General features: G+C 27.7%; 18 protein-coding genes and 1 other annotated feature. Of the genes, 10 read left to right on the plus strand and 8 right to left on the minus strand.

Going from position 1 to position 20,415, the window contains the following annotated elements:
• Window positions 1-24: 24 nt before the first annotated feature.
• Together IC174_RS05525 and IC174_RS05530 are read right to left on the minus strand one after the other, a co-directional pair.
• A complete protein-coding gene (locus tag IC174_RS05525) occupies window positions 25-252 on the minus strand; it encodes a FeoA family protein (protein ID WP_227432903.1) in 228 nt (75 codons plus the stop codon).
• Between the two features lie 326 nt (window positions 253-578).
• Window positions 579-1,019 carry a GNAT family N-acetyltransferase gene (locus IC174_RS05530; RefSeq protein WP_227432904.1) on the minus strand — a complete coding sequence of 147 codons (441 nt, stop codon included), beginning with the start codon at window positions 1,017-1,019 and terminating at the stop codon, window positions 579-581.
• Between the two features lie 180 nt (window positions 1,020-1,199).
• On the opposite strand from IC174_RS05530, the gene IC174_RS05535 reads away from it, so the two are divergent.
• Window positions 1,200-2,168 (plus strand): DUF2232 domain-containing protein, encoded by a 969-nt coding sequence (locus IC174_RS05535; RefSeq protein ID WP_227482336.1) that lies wholly within the window; start codon window positions 1,200-1,202, stop codon window positions 2,166-2,168.
• A gap of 151 nt (window positions 2,169-2,319) precedes the next feature.
• Window positions 2,320-2,572, plus strand: a binding site (T-box leader).
• A gap of 71 nt (window positions 2,573-2,643) precedes the next feature.
• A complete protein-coding gene (gene tyrS, locus IC174_RS05540; protein ID WP_227432906.1) occupies window positions 2,644-3,852 on the plus strand; it encodes a tyrosine--tRNA ligase in 1,209 nt (402 codons plus the stop codon).
• Between the two features lie 56 nt (window positions 3,853-3,908).
• Here the strand turns inward: tyrS and IC174_RS05545 are convergent, their stop codons facing one another.
• Window positions 3,909-4,790, minus strand: a complete 882-nt coding sequence (locus IC174_RS05545; RefSeq protein ID WP_227482337.1) for a polysaccharide deacetylase family protein — start codon at window positions 4,788-4,790, stop codon at window positions 3,909-3,911.
• 370 nt (window positions 4,791-5,160) lie between these two features.
• On the opposite strand from IC174_RS05545, the gene IC174_RS05550 reads away from it, so the two are divergent.
• The 5 genes from IC174_RS05550 to IC174_RS21345 all read left to right on the plus strand — a co-directional run bounded on the left by IC174_RS05550 (window position 5,161) and on the right by IC174_RS21345 (window position 10,464).
• Window positions 5,161-6,105, plus strand: a complete 945-nt coding sequence (locus IC174_RS05550) for a DMT family transporter (protein WP_227432908.1) — start codon at window positions 5,161-5,163, stop codon at window positions 6,103-6,105.
• 223 nt (window positions 6,106-6,328) lie between these two features.
• Entirely contained in the window at window positions 6,329-6,874 is a 546-nt protein-coding gene (locus IC174_RS05555) for an NADH peroxidase (protein WP_009889371.1), read from the plus strand.
• Between the two features lie 100 nt (window positions 6,875-6,974).
• The gene (locus IC174_RS05560) at window positions 6,975-8,123 is read left to right on the plus strand and encodes a DUF362 domain-containing protein (protein WP_227432909.1); all 1,149 of its coding nucleotides are present in this window, start codon (window positions 6,975-6,977) and stop codon (window positions 8,121-8,123) included.
• 52 nt (window positions 8,124-8,175) lie between these two features.
• A complete protein-coding gene (locus tag IC174_RS05565) occupies window positions 8,176-9,441 on the plus strand; it encodes a dihydroorotase (protein WP_227432910.1) in 1,266 nt (421 codons plus the stop codon).
• Window positions 9,442-9,468: 27 nt separating this feature from the next.
• Window positions 9,469-10,464: a GNAT family N-acetyltransferase gene (locus IC174_RS21345; RefSeq protein WP_227432911.1), complete on the plus strand. Its 996-nt coding sequence runs from the start codon at window positions 9,469-9,471 to the stop codon at window positions 10,462-10,464.
• Window positions 10,465-10,643: 179 nt separating this feature from the next.
• On the opposite strand, the gene IC174_RS05575 is transcribed toward IC174_RS21345, so the two are convergent.
• The 5 genes from IC174_RS05575 to IC174_RS05595 form a co-directional block, all read right to left on the minus strand.
• On the minus strand, window positions 10,644-11,879 hold the full coding sequence (locus IC174_RS05575; RefSeq protein WP_227432912.1) for an ABC transporter permease: 1,236 nt from the start codon (window positions 11,877-11,879) through the stop codon (window positions 10,644-10,646).
• A 2-nt stretch (window positions 11,880-11,881) separates the two neighbouring features.
• The gene (locus IC174_RS05580) at window positions 11,882-12,556 is read right to left on the minus strand and encodes an ABC transporter ATP-binding protein (RefSeq protein WP_227482338.1); all 675 of its coding nucleotides are present in this window, start codon (window positions 12,554-12,556) and stop codon (window positions 11,882-11,884) included.
• A 7-nt stretch (window positions 12,557-12,563) separates the two neighbouring features.
• On the minus strand, window positions 12,564-13,796 hold the full coding sequence (locus IC174_RS05585; protein ID WP_227482339.1) for a biotin/lipoyl-binding protein: 1,233 nt from the start codon (window positions 13,794-13,796) through the stop codon (window positions 12,564-12,566).
• A 116-nt stretch (window positions 13,797-13,912) separates the two neighbouring features.
• Window positions 13,913-14,917, minus strand: coding sequence for a HAMP domain-containing histidine kinase (locus IC174_RS05590; protein ID WP_227482340.1), 1,005 nt, complete (start codon window positions 14,915-14,917; stop codon window positions 13,913-13,915).
• Between the two features lie 23 nt (window positions 14,918-14,940).
• Window positions 14,941-15,615, minus strand: coding sequence for a response regulator transcription factor (locus IC174_RS05595; protein WP_227432916.1), 675 nt, complete (start codon window positions 15,613-15,615; stop codon window positions 14,941-14,943).
• A gap of 287 nt (window positions 15,616-15,902) precedes the next feature.
• Here IC174_RS05595 and IC174_RS05600 point away from each other — a divergent pair, with 287 nt between their 5' ends.
• From IC174_RS05600 to ggt, 3 genes are all read left to right on the plus strand, one after another.
• The gene (locus IC174_RS05600; RefSeq protein ID WP_227432917.1) at window positions 15,903-16,670 is read left to right on the plus strand and encodes an ABC transporter ATP-binding protein; all 768 of its coding nucleotides are present in this window, start codon (window positions 15,903-15,905) and stop codon (window positions 16,668-16,670) included.
• Window positions 16,657-18,588, plus strand: a complete 1,932-nt coding sequence (locus IC174_RS05605) for an ABC transporter permease (RefSeq protein WP_227482341.1) — start codon at window positions 16,657-16,659, stop codon at window positions 18,586-18,588. The genes IC174_RS05600 and IC174_RS05605 overlap by 14 nt, the downstream gene beginning before the upstream one ends.
• 194 nt (window positions 18,589-18,782) lie before the next feature.
• On the plus strand, window positions 18,783-20,396 hold the full coding sequence (ggt, locus tag IC174_RS05610) for a gamma-glutamyltransferase (protein WP_227432919.1): 1,614 nt from the start codon (window positions 18,783-18,785) through the stop codon (window positions 20,394-20,396).
• Window positions 20,397-20,415 lie beyond the last annotated feature (19 nt).

A 20,415-nucleotide genomic window follows, 5' to 3' on the forward strand; every position in this document is an offset into this window, starting at 1 on the left:
TTAATATCCTCCTGCTAGAAAATTTTAAATGTCAGAAACTAATATTAGTCTACTTTCTTCTTGTCGTAGAGCTATCTTGCTACCTCTGATGTTGTAGACAGTTAAATTATTTTTTGGTCCTTTTCTAACTACATCTATAACAGCTCCTCTAGTAAGACCAAGCGCTAACATTCTCTCTCTTAAATTACCACTAGATAATATATCTTCAACTTTAACAGTTTTTTTCACTTGAATATCATTAAGGTTTTTCATAGTAGCACCTCCATGCATGAAATTTAGCCTGAGCTAATCTTCTTATTTTAAACTATGCACTATGCTATTACCTTGTTACTTTTTGCAAAAAAAAGATAGGCAATATGCCTATCACAAAGTTGGGTATAATTCTTACTTTTGGGGAAAGTAGAATATAGAATAAAAATTAACATTTTGAATCTATATAATTATTGAATTTTGATAATAAAAAAGTCAGAAAGCGCAAAAGCCTTCTGACTTATATAAGGTATTTTCAAATACCTAGATATCAATTCAATATTTAATTTATGATTTAATTATATATTAACAATGTTAGCTTGTCAACACTATAATCTCATTTTAATATGTTCAATACCTGCTTCATCATACACTTCTGAAATTTCTTTAAAACCACAAGATAAGTAAAGATTTTTTATGTAAGCCTGTGCTGATAAGGTTATATTATTTTCATGCAAATTAACCTTTATAAAGTCTATAGCACAGTCCATCATTTTCTTTGCCAAGCCCTTTTTTCGATGAGTAGAAAGAACTAAAACCCTACCAATAGAAACATCATTATAAGAGCTATATTTTTTAGGGATTATTCTGGCATAAGCACAAATCAACCCATTCTCTTCTAAAAATATATGATAAGAGTTTTTGTCTACATCATCATAATCATTTAATGAAAATATCCTCTGTTCGCATGCAAATACTTCATATCTTGACTTTGCTATTTCGTAAAACTCATTTAGACTTAAATCATTAAAGTGTTTTATTTTAAACATAATAATTACCTCCTAAGTATATTAAAACCAAATATTAAGATATATTATACCATTTTATAATTTTTAACAGTAATACTTTTATTAAAATAGGTATGTGTTAAAAATATTTTAAAAAAGTGTTATACTGTATTAAAAACAAAATATTAGTTAGAAAAATTATGGTTTGTGGAGGAAGTTGTTTTGAATACTACCAAAAAATTAACTGAAGCGGCTTTATTGTCGTCTTTATTTATAGTAATAACAATTATAGCTGTAGGGACTGGGTTTGGATATGCCATTTATTTAGATTTTATAGTGCCAATATTTTTTTGTATAATATGTTTAAAGTGTGATTTAAAGTATACTGTTTTATCTGGAGTTATATCTCTTTTAATAATTTCCTTGGTGCTTGGAAACTTGGGAACTGCTATTTGGGCAAGTCAGAGTGTCTTACTTGGTATAATATGTGGTTATTTGATAAGTAAATCATCAACAGTTATGGATGATTTAGTATATGGTTCAATTATTGGAGTCATTATAATGGTTTTTATTGATATATATGCTTCAGCATTAATAGGATACAGTTTTATGAGAGAATTTCAAGGATATAGTAAATTGATTTATTTTAATGAATACTCAGATTCTATTTTTTACTTACTGATAGCACTGTTTCCTTTTGGAATGGTTTTTTGTATATACTTTTTAAGTTTGATTATGGGACATAAATTACATATTTTAAACTCTAATGCATTAAAAAAGTTTCTAGTGTTTAAGAGTTTTAGATTTTTAAATCAATTTTTATGTTGCTCAAAGAAAGTTTTTTATATGTGTGTGTTTTATTTAACTATTTTTGAAGTTACAAATATATTAAATATTAAAACTGAGTTAGTTTACTTAAAAACAATTTTTATATCAATTGGATATTTGTGTATGTATTTTGTTATTAGAGATTCCTGTATGTCACTACAAAATTTTATAATAACTAAATTTGGAAAAGTAGCATACGCTAGAATTTCTTTTTTGATAGTAGTTATATCTTTATTTCTAATGTTTAAGATAACTGTTATGGGATTAATAATTATAAATGCATTTTTAAATAAGAAAATGAATATAAGATTGACTCAAATTAATATTGTCGATAAACAAATAAATATTTTAATTGAAAAATAAACTTTATACATTGGTAAAAAATATAAAAAAGTAGTATAATGTAAAAAAACATGTATATAATAATAAAAAAGGTTGACAAAATGTAAAAATAATAATATATTATGAGTAAGTTAAGAAAAATTTCTTGTAATTGATGAAATAATCTGAATATATAAGTGCTGTGAAGAGAAGAAGTAGAGCTGAATTTTATTTAACAGAGAGTTCCAGTTTGGTGAAATGGAATAAATTGATTTAGTTTGAATACATCTTGGAGCAATATCTCTGAAAGATAACAACCACTAAGAGATATCGGAATAGTACACGTTATAGTACATGAGTAAACAAATTATACTCTACAGAGATTAATATCGTGAGATATTAGTGAACTAAGGTGGTAACACGTAAGCAATGCTTTCGTCCTTTTAATAGGATGAGAGCTTTTTTTATTATAAAAATAAAAATCATAGATTATATAAATATTTTAGGAGGAATGAAAATGAAATCAATAGACGAGCAAATGCGAATCATTATGAAAGGTGTAGACGACTTAATAGACGAAAAAGAGCTAAGAGAAAAACTTATTAAATCAGAAAAAGAAGGAAAACCTATGATAGTAAAATTGGGGTTAGATCCAAGTGCTCCAGATATACACTTAGGTCATACAGTAGTTCTTAGAAAGATGAAACAATTACAAGATTTAGGTCATCAAATAGTAATTATAATTGGAGATTTTACAGGTAAAATTGGAGACCCAACTGGAAAATCTAAAGCTAGAAAAGCTTTAACAACAGAGCAAGTTCTTGAAAATGCAAAAACTTATCAAGAACAAATATTTAAAGTTTTAGATAAAGAAAAAACTATTGTAAGATTTAATAGTGAATGGCTAGCTAAATTAAACTTTGAAGATGTAATAAAATTAGCTGCAACTATTACTGTTGCGAGAATGTTGGAAAGAGAAGATTTTAAGAAGAGATATGAAGGACAAATGCCAATATCAGTGCATGAATTTTTCTATCCATTGATGCAAGCATATGATTCAATAGCATTAGAAGCTGATATAGAGCTTGGTGGAACTGACCAAAGATTTAACTTATTAATGGGAAGATCTTTACAAAGAGAATTTGGTATGGAATCTCAAATAGTAATAATGATGCCTTTAATAGAAGGTTTAGATGGAAAAGAAAAAATGAGTAAGAGTTTAGGTAACTATATTGGAATAGATGAAGAAGCTGGAATAATGTACCAAAAATCTATGGAGATTCCTGATGAACTTATAGTTAAATACTATAATTTAGTAACTGATGTTCATCCTGATGAAGTTAATAAAATTGAAACTCAGTTAAAAGATGGTTCAGTAAATCCAAGAGATATAAAAATGAATCTAGCAAGAGAAATAGTAACTTTATACCATGGAGAAGAAGCTGCTAAAGAAGCTGAGGAAAGGTTTAAATCTGTATTCCAAAAAGGTCAAATACCTGAAGATATACAAACAATTCAAGTTAAACAAGAAGAATTTGATTTAATTGAAGTATTAGTTTCTAATGAGATTGTTAAAAGTAAGAGTGAAGTTAGAAGATTAGCATCTCAAGGTGGAGTAAAAGTAAATGGTGAGAAAGTGGAAGATTTAAGTACAGTTGCTAAAGAAAGCGAACTTGTTGTTCAAATAGGAAAGAAAAAATTTGTAAAAATAGAGTTAGTAAAGTAAAATAAAAGCAAGTTCGTTGGTTATATAAAAGTATAATCAATGAACTTGCTTTTTTATTATATTAAGGTTTTAAATTGGTAACCATTATCTTTAAAATATGTTATAATTTGGTCTAGTGCATTTACTGTTTCTTGCTTTCCATAAGTATCATGCATTAAAAGTACAACTATTTCTTTACCTTCAGAAGATTTCTTTGCATGTTCAAATAACTCTTGAGCATTTTTCTTTTTACCTTCTGCATCAGCATTTAGAGCATTCCAGTCTATTGATGCCATATTTTTTTCTTTTAAGTAGTTACCTAAAGGTTCCATATTTTTCCATGACATATATCCACCTGGGCATCTAACTACATGTGATGAAAAATTCTTTCCTAGAACTTTTTTCATGGCTTCATCTGTTTTATTAAGTTCATTTACAAATGTATCAAGATTTAGGCTTCTGCCAGGGTATAGTTTTTTGTAGTCATGAGAATATGAGTGATGAGCTATTGCATTTCCCTCATCAAATGTTCTTTTTAAAATTTCATTGGCACCTTTTCGTTCAAGAGAATCCCCCTTAATAAAGAAAGTTCCTTTAACATCGTGTCTTTTTAAGATATCTAGGACTTGTGGAGTATTAGTAGTAGATGGTCCATCATCGAATGTAAGGAATACTATTTTTTCTCCATTATTTGAATAGTCGTATTTGTTAAGTTTATCCCAAACTAATTTTGCGTCATATCCATATTCTTTTGCAGCTTCTTTTTTTGCACCAATGATAGGCTCATTTTTTTCTTTTTCAATTCTTTCTTTTTCTAATTTTTCAGCTTTAAGCTTTTCTTGAGTTTCTTTAATTTCTCTTTTCTTGGACATATCCGCCCATGCCATAGAAAAAATACCAATAACTATTACAACAATTATAGTAAGTGCCATAGTTTTCTTTTTTCTTTTTTTTACCATGATTTCAACATTCCCCCTTTTTGTCGAATTGTATCAAAAATATATTATAATTATATCGAAGAAAGTAGAAAAAGTAAACCGACAAAGTTGTAACTAAAATAACTAAAGTGTAACTTATACAACATTATTTGCATAATATAAAAGTATCCTAGATATTGAAATTATCTATAAAAAAATTTAATATAAGTAAAAAAAATATAAAAAAGGTAAAAATTTATTAAAAAGGTGTTTACAAAAAATGATTAATATATTAATGTTAAATAGTGGATATAAATCTAGATTTAAAATACTGAAAAAATTTACTATAACTATATAAATTTATAGTAATGCTTATAGAAAAACTCTCTTGCTGTTTAGGGGGTTTATAATTTTGCAAAAAAATAAAAAGGAGGGGGCTTTATTGAAAAAATACTTTGGAGAAATAGGACTAATATTCATAGCAATTATATGGGGAAGTGGCTTTGTAGCAACCCAATTTGCACTAGACGGTGGGCTTACACCTCTACAAATAATAACTATAAGATTTTTCTTGGCAGCTGTAATTATGAATTTATTATTTTTTAAACAAATTCGTGCCAATATGGGAAAGCATTTATTAAAAGCAGGAGGGCTTTTAGGAATATTTTTATTTTTAGCCTTTACAGTACAAACCATTGGACTTATGTACACTACACCATCTAAAAATGCATTTATAACAGCAGCAAATGTTGTAATAGTTCCATTCATAGGATTTATACTTTATAGAAGAAAACTAGATAAAATAGGATTAATAAGTAGTTTAGTAGCTCTTGTAGGTATAGGTATACTTTCTTTAGAGGCTGATTTCTCTGTTAATTTTGGAGATTTTTTAACACTTATATGTTCATTTGGATTTGCATTTCATATATTCTTTACTAGCGAATTTGCTAAAGATAACAATCCAATGGCATTAACAGCTATTCAATTTACTGTAGCATTTTTACTGTCTTTAGTAGTTCAGACATTTGCAGGACAGTTGAAAATGGAAGCTGAATTGTCTGGATATATGGGAACTATATATTTAGCTATATTTAGTACTTCAATAGGGTTTTTATTCCAAACTATATGTCAAAAGAGAGTTGATGGAACTAGAACAGCCATAATACTATCTACTGAAGCTATATTTGGGACTATATTTTCTATAATAATTTTAAAAGAACCTATTACAGCCAAATTAGTTATTGGTAGTATATTGATATTTGGTGCAATTATAACAGCAGAAACTAAATTATCATTTTTAAAAAGTAAAAAAGTAGAACTTAAAGAGTCAAAAGATTCTTCACTAGAAAGTATTTAAATAGACAATTGTTTCCTAATTAATCAAATAAAGTATATATTATGTAGAAATTTGACATCAAAACTTAGTTGATACCAATGTTTCAAAGTGATAAAATTAATTAGGAAATAAATTTTATTTTTAGTGTTTAAACTATAGTACATGGGGTATATATATTCTTGTAGCAAGTTATTAAACTTTAAAATAAAAATTTAATTAATATAAAATTGGGAGGAATTTAATTATGAAAAAATTTGTTTGTACAGTATGTGGATATATACATGAAGGAGATGCTGCACCAGCACAATGTCCAGTATGTAAAGTTGGAGCTGATAAATTCGAAGAAATGAAAGGTGAAATGGTTTGGGCTGACGAACATAGAATAGGAGTAGCTCAAGGTGTGGATGCAGAAATAATCGAAGGATTAAGAGCTAACTTTACTGGTGAATGTACAGAAGTAGGAATGTATTTAGCAATGAGTAGACAAGCTGATAGAGAAGGATATCCAGAAGTAGCAGAAGCATATAAGAGAATAGCTTTTGAAGAAGCTGAACATGCTGCTAAATTTGCAGAACTTCTTGGAGAAGTTGTAGTTGCAGATACAAAAGAAAACTTAAGAGTTAGAGTTGACGCTGAATATGGTGCAACTGATGGAAAATTAAAATTAGCTAAGAGAGCTAAAGAATTAGGATTAGATGCTATACATGATACAGTACATGAAATGTGTAAAGATGAAGCTAGACATGGTAAAGCATTCTTAGGATTATTAAATAGACATTTTGGAAAATAATAATTAAAAACATAGATTAAAAGGAGAAACTTTGGTTTCTCCTTTTTTAAATTATACAAAAAATATAAAAAAATCTTTGTAATAAAAGGGTGAAGATAATATGAAATCGGTATCTGTTAGAAGCTGTAAAAATTATGAGTATGAAAATGTAAGATTTTCTATTGAAAAAATTTTAGATGACATTGGAGGGCTTAACAAGTTTGTAAAAGAAGGAAGTAAAGTACTTGTAAAACCAAATCTACTGATGAAAAAAAAGCCTGAAGAAGCTACAACTACTCATCCTATGGTAGTAAGGGTTGTATGCGAAAAGCTTTTAGAATTAAACTGTGATGTAGTAGTAGCAGATAGTCCTGGTGGACCATATAATCAAGCCTCTCTTAAAAGTATATATAAGACATCTGGAATTGAAAAGGTAGCAAATGATTTAGGTATCAAATTAAATTATGATGTTTCAGATGTTAAGATACATAGTGAAAAAGCGCATGCTCTTAAATATATGGATATTATTAAACCAGTAATAGATGCTGATTATGTAATAAATCTTTGTAAATTAAAAACACATGTGATGGCAACTTTTACTGGTGGAACAAAAAACTTATATGGATGTATAGCTGGATTAAAAAAAGCAGAAATACATTATAGATTTCCTACAGAGGAATTATTTTGTGAAAATGTACTTTTAGATATTTGTGATTATGTAAATCCGACACTGACAATTATGGATGGAATTGTAGGGATGGAAGGGGATGGTCCTTCAGCAGGAAACCCTAAAGAAATAGGTGTTTTATTAGCATCACAAAATCCATATGCTATAGATGTTGTTGCATGTAAGATTATAGGTTTGCTTCCAAATAAAGTTGCTACAATTAGAGGGGCTATTAAAAGAGAGTATATAAAAGAAGACTTTTTAGATATTGAGATTGTAGGAGAAGATATAAAGGATTTAATTATAAAAGATTATAAGGTACCAATTGTAAGTAAAGATTTAAGGCTATTTTCTGTAAAATTGCCAAAATTTTTAAATGAACCTATTTCAAAACTTATAACACCAAAGCCAGTGGTTAGATTTAAGGATTGTATAAAATGTGGAAAGTGCAAGGAAGCTTGTCCTGCAAATACCATAGAGATAGGGAATAGAGGTGCTCTTATAGATTTAAATAAATGTATAAGATGTTACTGTTGTCATGAACTTTGTCCTAAAAAGGCTATTGATGTCAAACGTAATTTTGTATTTAAGTATGTAAAATAATGTATAATATTATATGAGTCTATATAAATGAAAATTATAAAGGAGAAATAACATGATTTTAATTAAAAATGGTAGAGTGATAGACCCTAAGAGTCAAAGAGATGAGAAAATAGATTTAATTATAAAAGAAAATAAAATCTATAAAATAGGTAATTTTGATGAAAATGATGAATTTGAAAAAATAATAGATGCTAGTGGGAATATAGTTGCACCTGGATTAGTAGATGTACATGTACATTTTAGAGACCCAGGATTTACATATAAAGAAGATATAGATAGTGGAGCTAAATCTGCAGCTAGAGGTGGATTTACAACCGTTATATGTATGGCAAATACTGACCCAATTGTAGATAATGAAGATACTTTTAACTATGTGAAGGAAAAAGCAAAAAATGCATGTATAAATGTTTTACAAGCAGCAGCTATAACAAAAGGTTTTGAAGGTAAAGAGTTAGTGGATATGGAAAATCTTAAAAAGGCTGGAGTTCCAGGATTTACTGATGATGGATTACCTTTAATGGATAGCAGTCTAATTATGGAAGCAATGATTAAGGCAAAAGAGTTAGATGTACCACTTAGTTTTCATGAAGAAGACCCTTCTTTAGTTGGAAATCCTGGCGTAAATGCAGGAAAGATAGCTTCAGAGCTTGGTCTAAAAGGTGCATCGAATGTAGCAGAAGATGTAATGGTTGCTAGAGATTGCATGTTAGCACTAAAAACTGGTGCTAAGATTGATATACAACATATAAGTTCTGGGGTTTCTGTTGATATGGTTAGATTTGCAAAATATCTTGGAGCAAACGTAGTTGCAGAAGCTTCACCACATCACTTTACACTGACTGAGGAAGATGTATTAGAGTTTGGAACAAATGCAAAAATGAATCCGCCTTTAAGAACTAAGTGGGATAGAGATAAGATTATAGAAGGATTAAATGATGGTACTATTGAGATAATAGCAACAGACCATGCACCTCATAGTAAAGAAGAAAAAGATAGAGAGTTTATAAAAGCTCCAAGTGGTATTATAGGGCTTGAAACTTCGTTGTCTCTTGGAATAACAAACTTAGTATATAAAAATCATCTTAGTATGATGCAGTTAATAGAAAAAATGTCTACAAATCCTGCAAAACTATACAATTTAAATGTTGGTTTTATAGAAGAAGGAGCAGTAGCAGATATTGTTATATTTAATCCTGAAGAAGAATGGATAGTTGAAGATTTTGCTTCTAAAGCTGACAATTCCCCATTTAGAGGTAAATCTCTATATGGGAAAGTTAATTATACTATATGTAATGGAGAAGTTGTATACAACGCTTAAGGTTGTGTTTTAAGGGTGGTGAATACAGTGATTGAAAGCAAAAGATTATATATTAGACAAATGAATCATAGTGATTTTAAGGAAATAAGTAAAATGTTACAAGATTCAGAAGTAATGTATGCATGGGAACATGCTTTTTCTGATGAAGAAGTTACAGAATGGATTGATAGAAATATACAGAGATATAATAATGATGGATATGGATATTTTATTGTTATAGATAAGTATATAGATAATGTAGTGGGGCAAATAGGCCTTATAAAACAGGACATAGGGTTAGGAATAGGTTATATAGTAAAAAGAGAATATTGGAATCAAGGTTATGCTACAGAAGGTGCTACTATATGTATAGATTATGCTATTAGAAACTTAAATGTAGATACTTTAGTAGCAGATATCAGACCTGAAAATATAGCATCTATAAATGTGGCAAAAAAACTAGGTATGAAGAAAATATCTGAGTGCGACAAGATTTATAGAGGACAAGTAATGAAACATGATGTCTACCAATTAAAAGTAACAGGATTAACTACAAAAATTGTTGAAATAGTAGATTATAATCCAAATTGGAAGTATGAGTTTGAAAAATTAAAATCTACACTAGAAAAGACTCTAGGTAATTCGATTTTGAAAATAGAACATGTTGGTAGCACATCTGTTGAAGGGCTTTCTGCAAAACCTAGATTAGATGTTGATATAATAATTGGAGACTATAGCTACTTAAATGATGTTGTCAGTAAACTAAAAAAATTAGGGTATAAACATCTAGGCAATTTAGAAGTAGAAGGAAGAGAAGCATTTTCTTATGAGACAACTAGTTTCATGGAGCATAATTTATATGTATGTCCTAAAGATGGGAAAGGATATTTAGAGCATATTAAATTTCGAGAGTATTTGAGACTAAATCCAGATAAGGTTAAAGAATATTCTGACTTAAAAAAGAAGCTAGCAAAACTTTATAGGTATGATGTTAACTCTTATTGTGATAACAAAACAGATTTCATAAGAGGCATAATAGATTAGATATTAATATTAAAAATATTTAAAGCAAATAATTCATTAGTAATTTTGAAAATAACAATGCACTATTATATTTGATTTGAAAAAGATTAAGTTCTTAATCTATCATATATAATAGTGCATTAAATATTTAAGCATGTTTTAGAAAACAATTTAAAAATAATAACTTATTAATGGAAATACTATTTATAAATTGCCTTTATAGGGTCTAGTTTAGAGGCTTTAAAGGCTGGTATTAAACCAAATACAACTCCAGTTAATATAGTAGCCAAAATAGCATAAAGTAAGCTATTTAAGCTAGGAATTGCTTCAAATCCAATGTATTTAGAAACATAGTTAGTAGCAATAAATCCAACTATAGTTCCTAAAATTCCTCCACATACCGTTATAAAAACAGCTTCAACTAAAAATTGAAATAATATAGACCTAGGTTTTGCACCAATAGCACGTCTTATACCAATCTCTCTTTGTCTTTCCATAACTGATACATACATTATATTCATTACACCAATACCACCAACAAACATTGCAACTACAGTTATTATAGATACATATTTATTGACATTAGAATTGATGCTTTCAAGATAAGCTGTTTGTTCAGTTGGGTCTGGTGTAGTATAAGAACCATTGATACCAGGATGCATTTCATATAGTTTAGCTATAATATTGTTTGCAACTTCATTCACATTATATCCTTTAGAACAAACTAAGTCTAACTGATAAATTTCAGTGGAGTAAGAGTTTTGACTCATTAGACTATCAAAAGCTTTTTTAGGTATAAGAGAAGTTATAAATTGCATATCTTGATAACCTCCTAAAAATCCTCCAGCTTGTTGTTGGTTAGAAGAATCATCCAATACTCCAATTATTTCAAATATAGTTCCATTTACATTAATACCATGGCCTAAAGCGTCTTCTGGATTTTCAAAAATTTCACTTGCACTTTGCTGTGTAAGTAGAATTACCTTTCTTTTTTCATCATCCAAGGAAAAATCTCTACCACAGATTAAATTTATTTTTGAATCTTTTTTTACTGGTCCAACTTCCACATAAGTCGTTTTTTTATCAAAAGATGCCTCAGAAGAATAAGTTGAATCAAGATTAAATCCATCTCTTGCAGGAGCAATTCTTTCTACACCTTCAACAAATGATAATTCTTCTAAATCTTTTGCATTGAATGGCTTTAAAAATATACTCATATCATTGGTAAGACCTGTGTTATCAGCTGATTCAAATGAAATAGTAGTTTTATTAGGATTAGCGTTATTTACAGATTTCTTGATTTCTTTTTGAAATCCATTACCTATAGAACTAACAAGTATTACTGAAGTTATTCCTATAATAATCCAAAGTAAAGCTACAAAGACACGAAGCTTGTGCCCCTTTAAATTAGCCAAAGAATTTTTTAATAAGCCCATGATTACACCTCCGAAGTAAACACACCATCTTTAAGTCGTATGACCTTAGTTGCATACTTAGTCAAATCCTGATCATGTGTAACCATTATTATAGTCTTGCCTTGTTCATTAAGTTCTGTCAAAAGTTCCATAATTTCCCTGCTAGTTTCACTATCCAATGCTCCAGTTGGTTCATCAGCAAAGATTATTTGAGGGTCATTTGCCAAACAACGTGCAATAGCTACACGTTGTTGCTGACCACCAGATAATTGAAGAGGTTTTTGTTTGATTTTATCTAAAAGCCCAACAGATTTTAGTTTGCTCTTAACAATTTCTTCTCTTTCAGATTTTTTTAATATTTTATTGTAAATTAAAGGTAGCTCTACATTTTGATATATATTTAAAGTTTCTATTAAATTAAATTGTTGAAAAACAAAACCAATATTGATATTTCTAAAAACAGAACGCTCATTTTCACTGAGATTAGTTACATCTGTGCCATCAAATATATATCTTCCTTCGTCAAACACATCAAGAAAACCTAAGATGTTAAGTAAAGTGGTTTTACCACTACCAGATTTACCCATTATCATGACAAATTCTCCAGATTCAATTTCTAAATTTAAGGATTTTAAAACATGTAATTCATCTTTCCCTACTTTGTAATATTTTTGAATATTTTCTAATTTAATTAACATATGTAAATTAATTCACATCCATATTAACTTCTTTTAAATTTTTATCTGGAGTAGCATCTCCATTATTATTAGAGCCAGCAGTTACACCATCACCTTGAACTGGGTCTCCTTCTTTCATTTCTTTAGTAGGGTATTTTATTACTATATCACCTTGTTCAAGACCGCCTCTAATTACAGCAAAGTCATTATTTTTACTTGCAACATCTACAATTTGTTTTTTCAAGATTCCATCTAAGTCTTTAAATACATATGAGTGTTTTTTATCCTTAAGTACACAAGATGCTGGTATTTTAAAGCTTGAGTTAGCTACTTCAAGTGATGCTTGAAGATGGAATCCATTTGTCAACCCTTCTTGGTTATCAAATGCTATGTTTATATCATAATAAGATAAAGTACTTTGTTGAGCTCCCATCTCGCTACTTGGAGTAGATGGCTTATCAGATATAAAACTTATTCTACCAGTAAGATTTTGGTCAGTTGAGAAAACTAATATATTAACCATTTGGTCAATTTTCATCTTAGGTAAATCTTGTTCACTTGCTTGCCCCTTCATATAAAACTCTAGACCTTGAATAGTCATAAATGAAGCTGGTTGGTCTGGATTTCCAGTTTGGTCATTTAAGTATACAGTACCATCAAAAGGAGCAGTAGTTCTATCATATGCTTTCTTATCTAAAGAAGCTATCTGAGAGTTTAAAGCTGTTATTTGTGCATTTATAGAAGCTATAGCATCTCTATTTTCATCAATATTTGCAAGTGATATCTTTTGTTTTTTATATTGGCTAAGTTGTGATTTTAGACTATCTATTTCTGCTATTATAGTTGGATTTTTAGCAGTAAAAAGAAGGTCTCCTTGATTTACCTTTTGCCCATTTGTAACATTTACATCACTTAACTCATAATCTCCAGAAATATTAAAGTCTTTAGTTTGCTTAGGAACAACCATACCATTTATAAATATTTTTTCGTTTTCTGGAATAGTGTATGTTTCTATGAAGTTTTCATTAGTTTGTAATTCAGTATTTTTTGAATCGACATAAGCAAGTACCCCTAATATTAAAAGTATGATTATCACGATTCCTGCATAGATTTTAAATCTCTTGTTTTTAAAAGGATTATTTTTAAAACCTTTATTTTTAGCTTTGAAATTATTACTTCCAAAGCTAGTATTTTTAAAGCTATTACTCTTAAAGCTACTATTTCTAAATTTTTTATTTTTAAATTTTTTTAGAAAAGACATGTTTTCCTCCTTTGTATAAAAACTACTTATTATATACTGGGATGTACATATAGAATCATTATAAGAAGCATGTTGAATATAAGTCAAATGAAAATAACTTATCAATATATAAGATACTATAGATAATCTTTGAATGTAATAGTAATTTTTGTATATTGATTGTACTCTGAATCTACATCAATTTTATGGCCAAGTTTGTCACAAAGTTCTTTTACTAAATAAAGACCAAGCCCTGTAGATTTAGTGCTATTTCTTCCATTATTACCTGTAAATCCCTTATTGAATATTCGATTTAAATCTTCCTTTTTTATACCACAGCCAGTATCTTCCACCCTTAATTGTAAATAATTTTTGTGGGTTTTGCAATAGATAGATATATTATCTTCTATTGAGGCATATTTTAGGGAATTATTTAATAATTGCTCGAATATGAAGTGAAGCCATTTTTCGTCTGATAAAACTGTATAATTCAAATTATTTAAGTTTAAAATTATTTTTTTTGAGATAAAATATTTTGAATATTTTCTTATAATATCTCTAAGAATATTTTCAATATTTACTTCTTGAATCAAAAAATCTTTATGAAAATCTTCAAGTCTAGATAAATATAAAATTCTTTCAATAGAATTTTCAATTCTAAATATCTCTTTATCAATATCATCTGAAATTTTTTCTTCGATTAAATCTTCGTTTTGTTCAAGTACTAGTTTAATTATTGCTATAGGTATTTTTATATCATGTACCCACATACTCATAATTTCTTTATTTTCTTCAAATTTCTTAGTATTGATATCTATTATATCATCACACTGGCTTTGATAACCTTTAATTATATCCAAATATATTTTTTCTTCATTTGTACATTTAACTAATTCTATATCATTAGTACTAACTTTGAATGTATTATTTTTAATTTTCTCTAAAAATCTATTTTTCTTAATGTAGCCAGTAAGTATATATATAAATGAAAATACTATATTTACAATTAATATGTATACAATAGTATCTACTAAGAGAGCATCAATAGGAGAAAATATAATAACTGCTATCGTAAAAAGTAAGAAACCAAAGTTGTATACTAAAAATTCGAGTTTATCTTTGAGAAAATCTTTAAAACTCATAAATTCACCTACTTAAAACTATTTTAACTGATTATATAACCTAATCCTCTTTTAGTTTCTATAAAGTCTTCCAATCCAATTTCACTTAATTTTGAACGTATTCTGTTTACATTAACAGTGAGAGTATTATCATCTACAAACCAATCATTATCCCATAATTTTTTCATAAGTTTATTTCTACTAACTATTTTACTTTTATTCCTCATAAGTTCATGAAGAATTTTAATTTCATTTTTGGTTAGCTCAATAGTACTATCTTTATAACATATAGTTGCAGTTGATAAATCCAAAGTAACCCCATTATGGACAATTTTATTTGAATTATTATCAACAAAATTATAAGTTCTTCTTAAAAGAGCATTTACTTTAGCTATTAAAACATCTATAGAAAATGGTTTTTGTATATAATCATCTGCGCCTAGATTTACACCCATTATCACATCCATATTAGAATTTCTTGAAGAAATAAATATTATTGGAACTTTGGAAATTCTTCTTATCTCATTACACCAATGAAATCCATCATAAAATGGAAGATTTATATCTAATAAAACCAATTGTGGTTTATAATGCTTAAATTCTTCTATTATGTTTTCAAGATTTTCTATTTGATAGACAATATGTCCCCATTTAGAAAGACAATCTGCTATTTGATGTTTTAATGAAACATCATCTTCAATTACCATTATTTTAAACATTTTTACCTCCTAATCCAGAATAGTTATATTAACATAACTATATTTTACTTGATAAGTTCAAACATTTCTACCTTATAATTTAAAATAATTATATTAATATAACTATATTTTACTTGACAAATTATATTTTAAATATAATTCTAGTAAAAAGGAAGAAATATAATTAATACTTACAGAAATGTAACATTATATTAATATAAGTAAATGGTTAAAAACTACTTTAATATATATAATATATTTATAAGAATTGGAAAATGAGCAATTATGTTGAGGAGTGGTAAGTAATTATGGAAGAAATATTAATTGTTGAAAATATAAAAAAAGAGTATGGTAGAAAAGGCTCAAAATATGAAGCTTTAAAGGGAATAAGTTTTAAAGTTTATAAAGGCGAATTTGTAGGTATTATGGGTTCATCTGGAGCTGGAAAATCAACTCTTTTGAACATTATTTCTACAATAGATTTGCCTTCATCAGGAAATGTTTATATAGAGAATAAGAATATTATTAAAATGAAACAAAATAAATTAGCCGACTTTAGACGTGATAATCTTGGATTTGTATTTCAAGACTCTAACCTTTTAGATACATTAACTATAAAAGAAAATATAATGCTACCTCTTTCTTTAAAAAATGAAAAAGTATCAGTAATAGAAAGTAGAATAAAAGAAGTTTCAAAATCACTAAATATAGAATCAGTATTAGATAAATATCCTAATGAAGTCTCAGGTGGACAAAAACAAAGAGGCGCTGTTTGTAGAGCAATAGTAACAAAACCATCATTAATACTTGCAGACGAGCCTACAGGAGCATTAGATTCTAAATCTGCAAGGGATTTATTAAATTCTCTAGTAAAATTAAATAAAGATAACGATTCAACAATATTAATGGTAACACATGATGCTATAAGTGCAAGTTTTTGTAGTAGAATACTCTTTATAAAGGATGGAATAATCTTTACAGAACTTATAAAAGGAGAAAGCACAAAAGAATTCTATAATAAAATACTAAATACAGTTTCCTTAATTGGAGGAGTTAATAAAAATGAGTTTATTTAAAATTGCTATAAAAAATATAAAAAAGAACTTTTTAAGCTATTTTATGTACTTCGTTTCAATTGTATTTAGTGTATTTATATTCTTTAGTTTCAAGTCAATAGAGTACAATGAAGCCTTAAATTTACTTGGTAGAAAAACTAAAATAGGTATTAATACAAGTTCAATTGTAATAGTGGTATTTGTTTTTTTGTTTATATATTATTCAAATTCATTTTTCTTTAATAGACGTAGGCAAGAGATAGGTACTTATAGCTTGATTGGAATGAGAAAAAATCAGATAGGCAGAATATTTTTATATGAAACTTTTTTGATGGGAATCTTTGCAATATTAATAGGAATATCTTTAGGTTTTTTATTTTCAAAGCTTATGACAATGATTCTTGTAAAATTAATGAAAGAGATTATAGTAGTAAAGATGACTTTAAGTATAAGGGCTTTAATTCAGACATTAGGAATATTTTTAATAATATTTGTAGTAATTGGAATGAGAAATATTATAGTTATTAGGAATAAAAAAATTGTAGAGTTATTTAAGAAGTCACCAGAAAAATATACAAATAAAAGATTTATAAAGCTAAAGGGAACTCTTGGAGTTTTACTGATAGTATTTTCTTATTTAATGTCAGTTAGTCATTTCATTGTTGAAAACATAATGTTTTCAGCTTTTATATTAATTACAATAATACCAGGTACTTTTTTATTTTTTTCATCAATAATGTCGATAATTATAGATGTTGCTAAGAAGAAAAAAAGTTTTTATTACAAGGGAAGAAATCTAATTGCATTTTCAGAACTTGGATTCAAATTAAAGAATAATAGCAGAGTATTGGCAATAATAGCAATATTAATAGCTACAAGTGTAACTATGTTAGGATTTACAATATCAATTTATTACGATATAGATAGAAATATAAATGAAAACTACAAGTATAGTTATACTATAAATGCAGAAAATTCTCTTGTAAATAATGAAATCGATAAGCTGCTATATAAATATAAAGAAGATGATAAGGTGCTTTTTGATAAGACAGTAGAGTTTATAAGTAGAGATGTAAATTTTAAATTGTACTATAAAAAAGGAGGAGTTTATAGAGAAAATACAGTGATTGTAGATTTTATTAAAGAAAGTGATTTTAAGAAATTAAGACAATATCAAAACAGTAATTATGAAGAATTAACTTCAGAAAAGCATGTATATTATGTTTCAGATTCATATAAGAGAATGTTTCTTAAAAGTACTGGTACTCAAAAAATAGATGTATACATTAAAGAAAAAGAGAAGATGAATTTATTTACAGTTCAAAAAAATATTTTAGAGCCAGAAATAAATTTACAATCAACATTTGATTTAATTGTGGTAAAAGATAACATATTTAATAGATTAAAATCAGGAGGAGAATCGAGATTATTAAGATTAATTGATATAAAAAATGAAAAAAAAGAGTTTGATATGTCTTTAAGATTAAAAAATATAGTTGATAAAAATATGGAATCAACTTATCCTTTTAATTTTACATCAAATGTCGAAAACTATAATGATTTAATTAGAGTAAGTGGTCTTATGTTATTTATAGGTATATTTCTATCTGTAGTATTTCTTTTGTGTACAGGAAGTATAATTTTATTTAAGCAATTATCAAATATATATGATGATAAAGAACGATATATTATGCTAAAAAAACTTGGGGCAAATAATCAAGATATTGAGAAAATAATATCAAGACAATTAAAAGTTGTATTTTTGTTGCCATTAATTGTAGGTACAATTCATAATTTATTTGCTATGTCAATTGCTCAAAAATTTATAACTAGGCCATTGCTTATACCAATTATTACAACACTAGCCATTTATTATATAGGTTATTTTATATATTATTTTATAACATTAAAATACGCTCAAAATATGATAATAGATTAAGTTGTAGAGTATTTTTTACTTAATAAGAATTAAATACTAAAAACAAGATAGCTTATCTAATCAAAACAAAAAAATATTATAATAATGTAATTAAGTCTTGGAAAAAGTTTGTATTTTGTATCAGTTGTATTAATTAATGTTATATAATAAATTTAAGGAAAATATAAAATAAAAATGACAAGGAGTTGAAAATTATGATGTTTGATGCTCATCAACATAAATATCCATCAATAAGAAATGTTATATATGCTAAAAATGGAGCAGTTGCAACTTCAACGCCATTAGCTTCTCAAGCTGGGCTTGAAATACTAAAAAAAGGTGGAAATGCTGTGGATGCAGCAGTTGCAACTGCTGCTACATTATCTGTAGTTGAACCTACAAGTAATGGAATTGGAGGAGACGCATATGCTCTTGTTTGGATAGAGGAAGAAAAACGATTATATGGACTAAATTCTAGCGGTTTTGCTCCAGAAAGAATGGAATTAAAAAATTACAAGAACATGAAAGAAATGCCAAAGTATGGATTTGGAGCAGTAACTGTACCTGGAATACCTGCAGCTTGGGCAGAATTAAATAAAAAGTATGGAAAACTTAGTCTACTAGAATGTTTATCTCCAGCAATTAAATATGCAAGAGAAGGATATGTTGTTTCTCCTAATGTATCAAAAGTATGGAAAAAATCCTATGAACTATATGAAAAAGAATTTGTTGGAGAAGAATTTAAGTCATGGTTTGAGACGTTTTCTAAGGATGGTAAAGCTCCAGAAGCTGGTGACATATTTGTATGTGAAGAGCATGCTAATACATTAGAAGAAATAGCCAATACACAAGCTGAAAGTTTTTATAGAGGTAGACTAGCAGATAAAATAGATGAGTGTTCTAGAAAGTTTGAGGGAGCTATAAGAAAAAGTGATTTAGCGAGTTTTTATCCAACTTGGGTAGAACCTATAAGCACAGAATACAAAGGATATAAAATATTTGAAATTCCACCGAATGGACATGGAATAACAGTCCTAATGGCATTAAATATATTAAAAGAATTGGACATAAAAGGAGATATAGAAAATGTAGATGACATACATAAGATTATAGAAAGCTTAAAACTGGCTTTTGCAGATTCTAAAACTTATGTAACTGATATAGAACATATGAAAGTAAAGGTTCAGGAATTATTAAGTCAAGATTATGCAAAAAAGAGAAGTTTATTGATTGATAATGAAAAAGCTTTATACCCAAAAGAAGGAGAACCATATTGTGGTGGAACTGTATATCTTTGTACTGCTGACAAAGATGGAAATATGGTTTCATATATACAGAGTAATTATATAAATTTTGGTTCTGGGATAGTAATACCAAACACTGGTATTGCACTACATAGTAGAGGTAATAATTTTAACTTAGACCCTAAACACCATAATGTAGTAAAACCATTTAAAAAACCTTATCACACAATAATACCTGGTTTTTTAGGTAAAGATGATAAGGCAATAGGTCCATTTGGTGTAATGGGTGCTTTTATGCAACCACAGGGACATCTTCAAGTATTAACGAGTATGATAGACTTTGGTTTAAACCCTCAAGAGGCATTAGATGCTCCAAGATGGCAGTGGATAAAAGGTAAAGAGATAGAAGTTGAATCAGAGATGCCAAGACAGATGGTAGATGCTCTTATTGAAAAAGGTCATGAGATAAAAGTAATTCATGATAATGTTGATATGGGTAGGGGACAAATAATCTTCAAAACAGAGCAAGAAAGTTATGTTTGTGCAACAGAGTCAAGATGTGACGGTCATGTTGCAGTTTATTAATATTGTAAACTAAATTTAT

It is taken from the genome of Clostridioides sp. ES-S-0001-03 (assembly GCF_020676075.1).
Lineage (GTDB): Bacteria > Bacillota > Clostridia > Peptostreptococcales > Peptostreptococcaceae > Clostridioides.

Excerpts from the sequence above, each read along its gene's own strand:
- IC174_RS05580 (WP_227482338.1), bottom strand. The coding sequence starts at position 12,556 with ATGTTAATTAAATTAGAAAATATTCAAAAATATTACAAAGTAGGGAAA.
- IC174_RS05595 (WP_227432916.1), bottom strand. The coding sequence starts at position 15,615 with ATGTTTAAAATAATGGTAATTGAAGATGATGTTTCATTAAAACATCAA.
- IC174_RS05545 (WP_227482337.1), bottom strand. The coding sequence starts at position 4,790 with ATGGTAAAAAAAAGAAAAAAGAAAACTATGGCACTTACTATAATTGTT.
- IC174_RS05525 (WP_227432903.1), bottom strand. The coding sequence starts at position 252 with ATGAAAAACCTTAATGATATTCAAGTGAAAAAAACTGTTAAAGTTGAA.
- IC174_RS05575 (WP_227432912.1), bottom strand. The coding sequence starts at position 11,879 with ATGGGCTTATTAAAAAATTCTTTGGCTAATTTAAAGGGGCACAAGCTT.
- IC174_RS05585 (WP_227482339.1), bottom strand. The coding sequence starts at position 13,796 with ATGTCTTTTCTAAAAAAATTTAAAAATAAAAAATTTAGAAATAGTAGC.
- IC174_RS05555 (WP_009889371.1), top strand. The coding sequence starts at position 6,329 with ATGAAAAAATTTGTTTGTACAGTATGTGGATATATACATGAAGGAGAT.
- IC174_RS05530 (WP_227432904.1), bottom strand. The coding sequence starts at position 1,019 with ATGTTTAAAATAAAACACTTTAATGATTTAAGTCTAAATGAGTTTTAC.
- IC174_RS05600 (WP_227432917.1), top strand. The coding sequence starts at position 15,903 with ATGGAAGAAATATTAATTGTTGAAAATATAAAAAAAGAGTATGGTAGA.
- IC174_RS05560 (WP_227432909.1), top strand. The coding sequence starts at position 6,975 with ATGAAATCGGTATCTGTTAGAAGCTGTAAAAATTATGAGTATGAAAAT.
- IC174_RS05605 (WP_227482341.1), top strand. The coding sequence starts at position 16,657 with ATGAGTTTATTTAAAATTGCTATAAAAAATATAAAAAAGAACTTTTTA.
- tyrS (WP_227432906.1), top strand. The coding sequence starts at position 2,644 with ATGAAATCAATAGACGAGCAAATGCGAATCATTATGAAAGGTGTAGAC.
- ggt (WP_227432919.1), top strand. The coding sequence starts at position 18,783 with ATGATGTTTGATGCTCATCAACATAAATATCCATCAATAAGAAATGTT.
- IC174_RS05590 (WP_227482340.1), bottom strand. The coding sequence starts at position 14,917 with ATGAGTTTTAAAGATTTTCTCAAAGATAAACTCGAATTTTTAGTATAC.
- IC174_RS05565 (WP_227432910.1), top strand. The coding sequence starts at position 8,176 with ATGATTTTAATTAAAAATGGTAGAGTGATAGACCCTAAGAGTCAAAGA.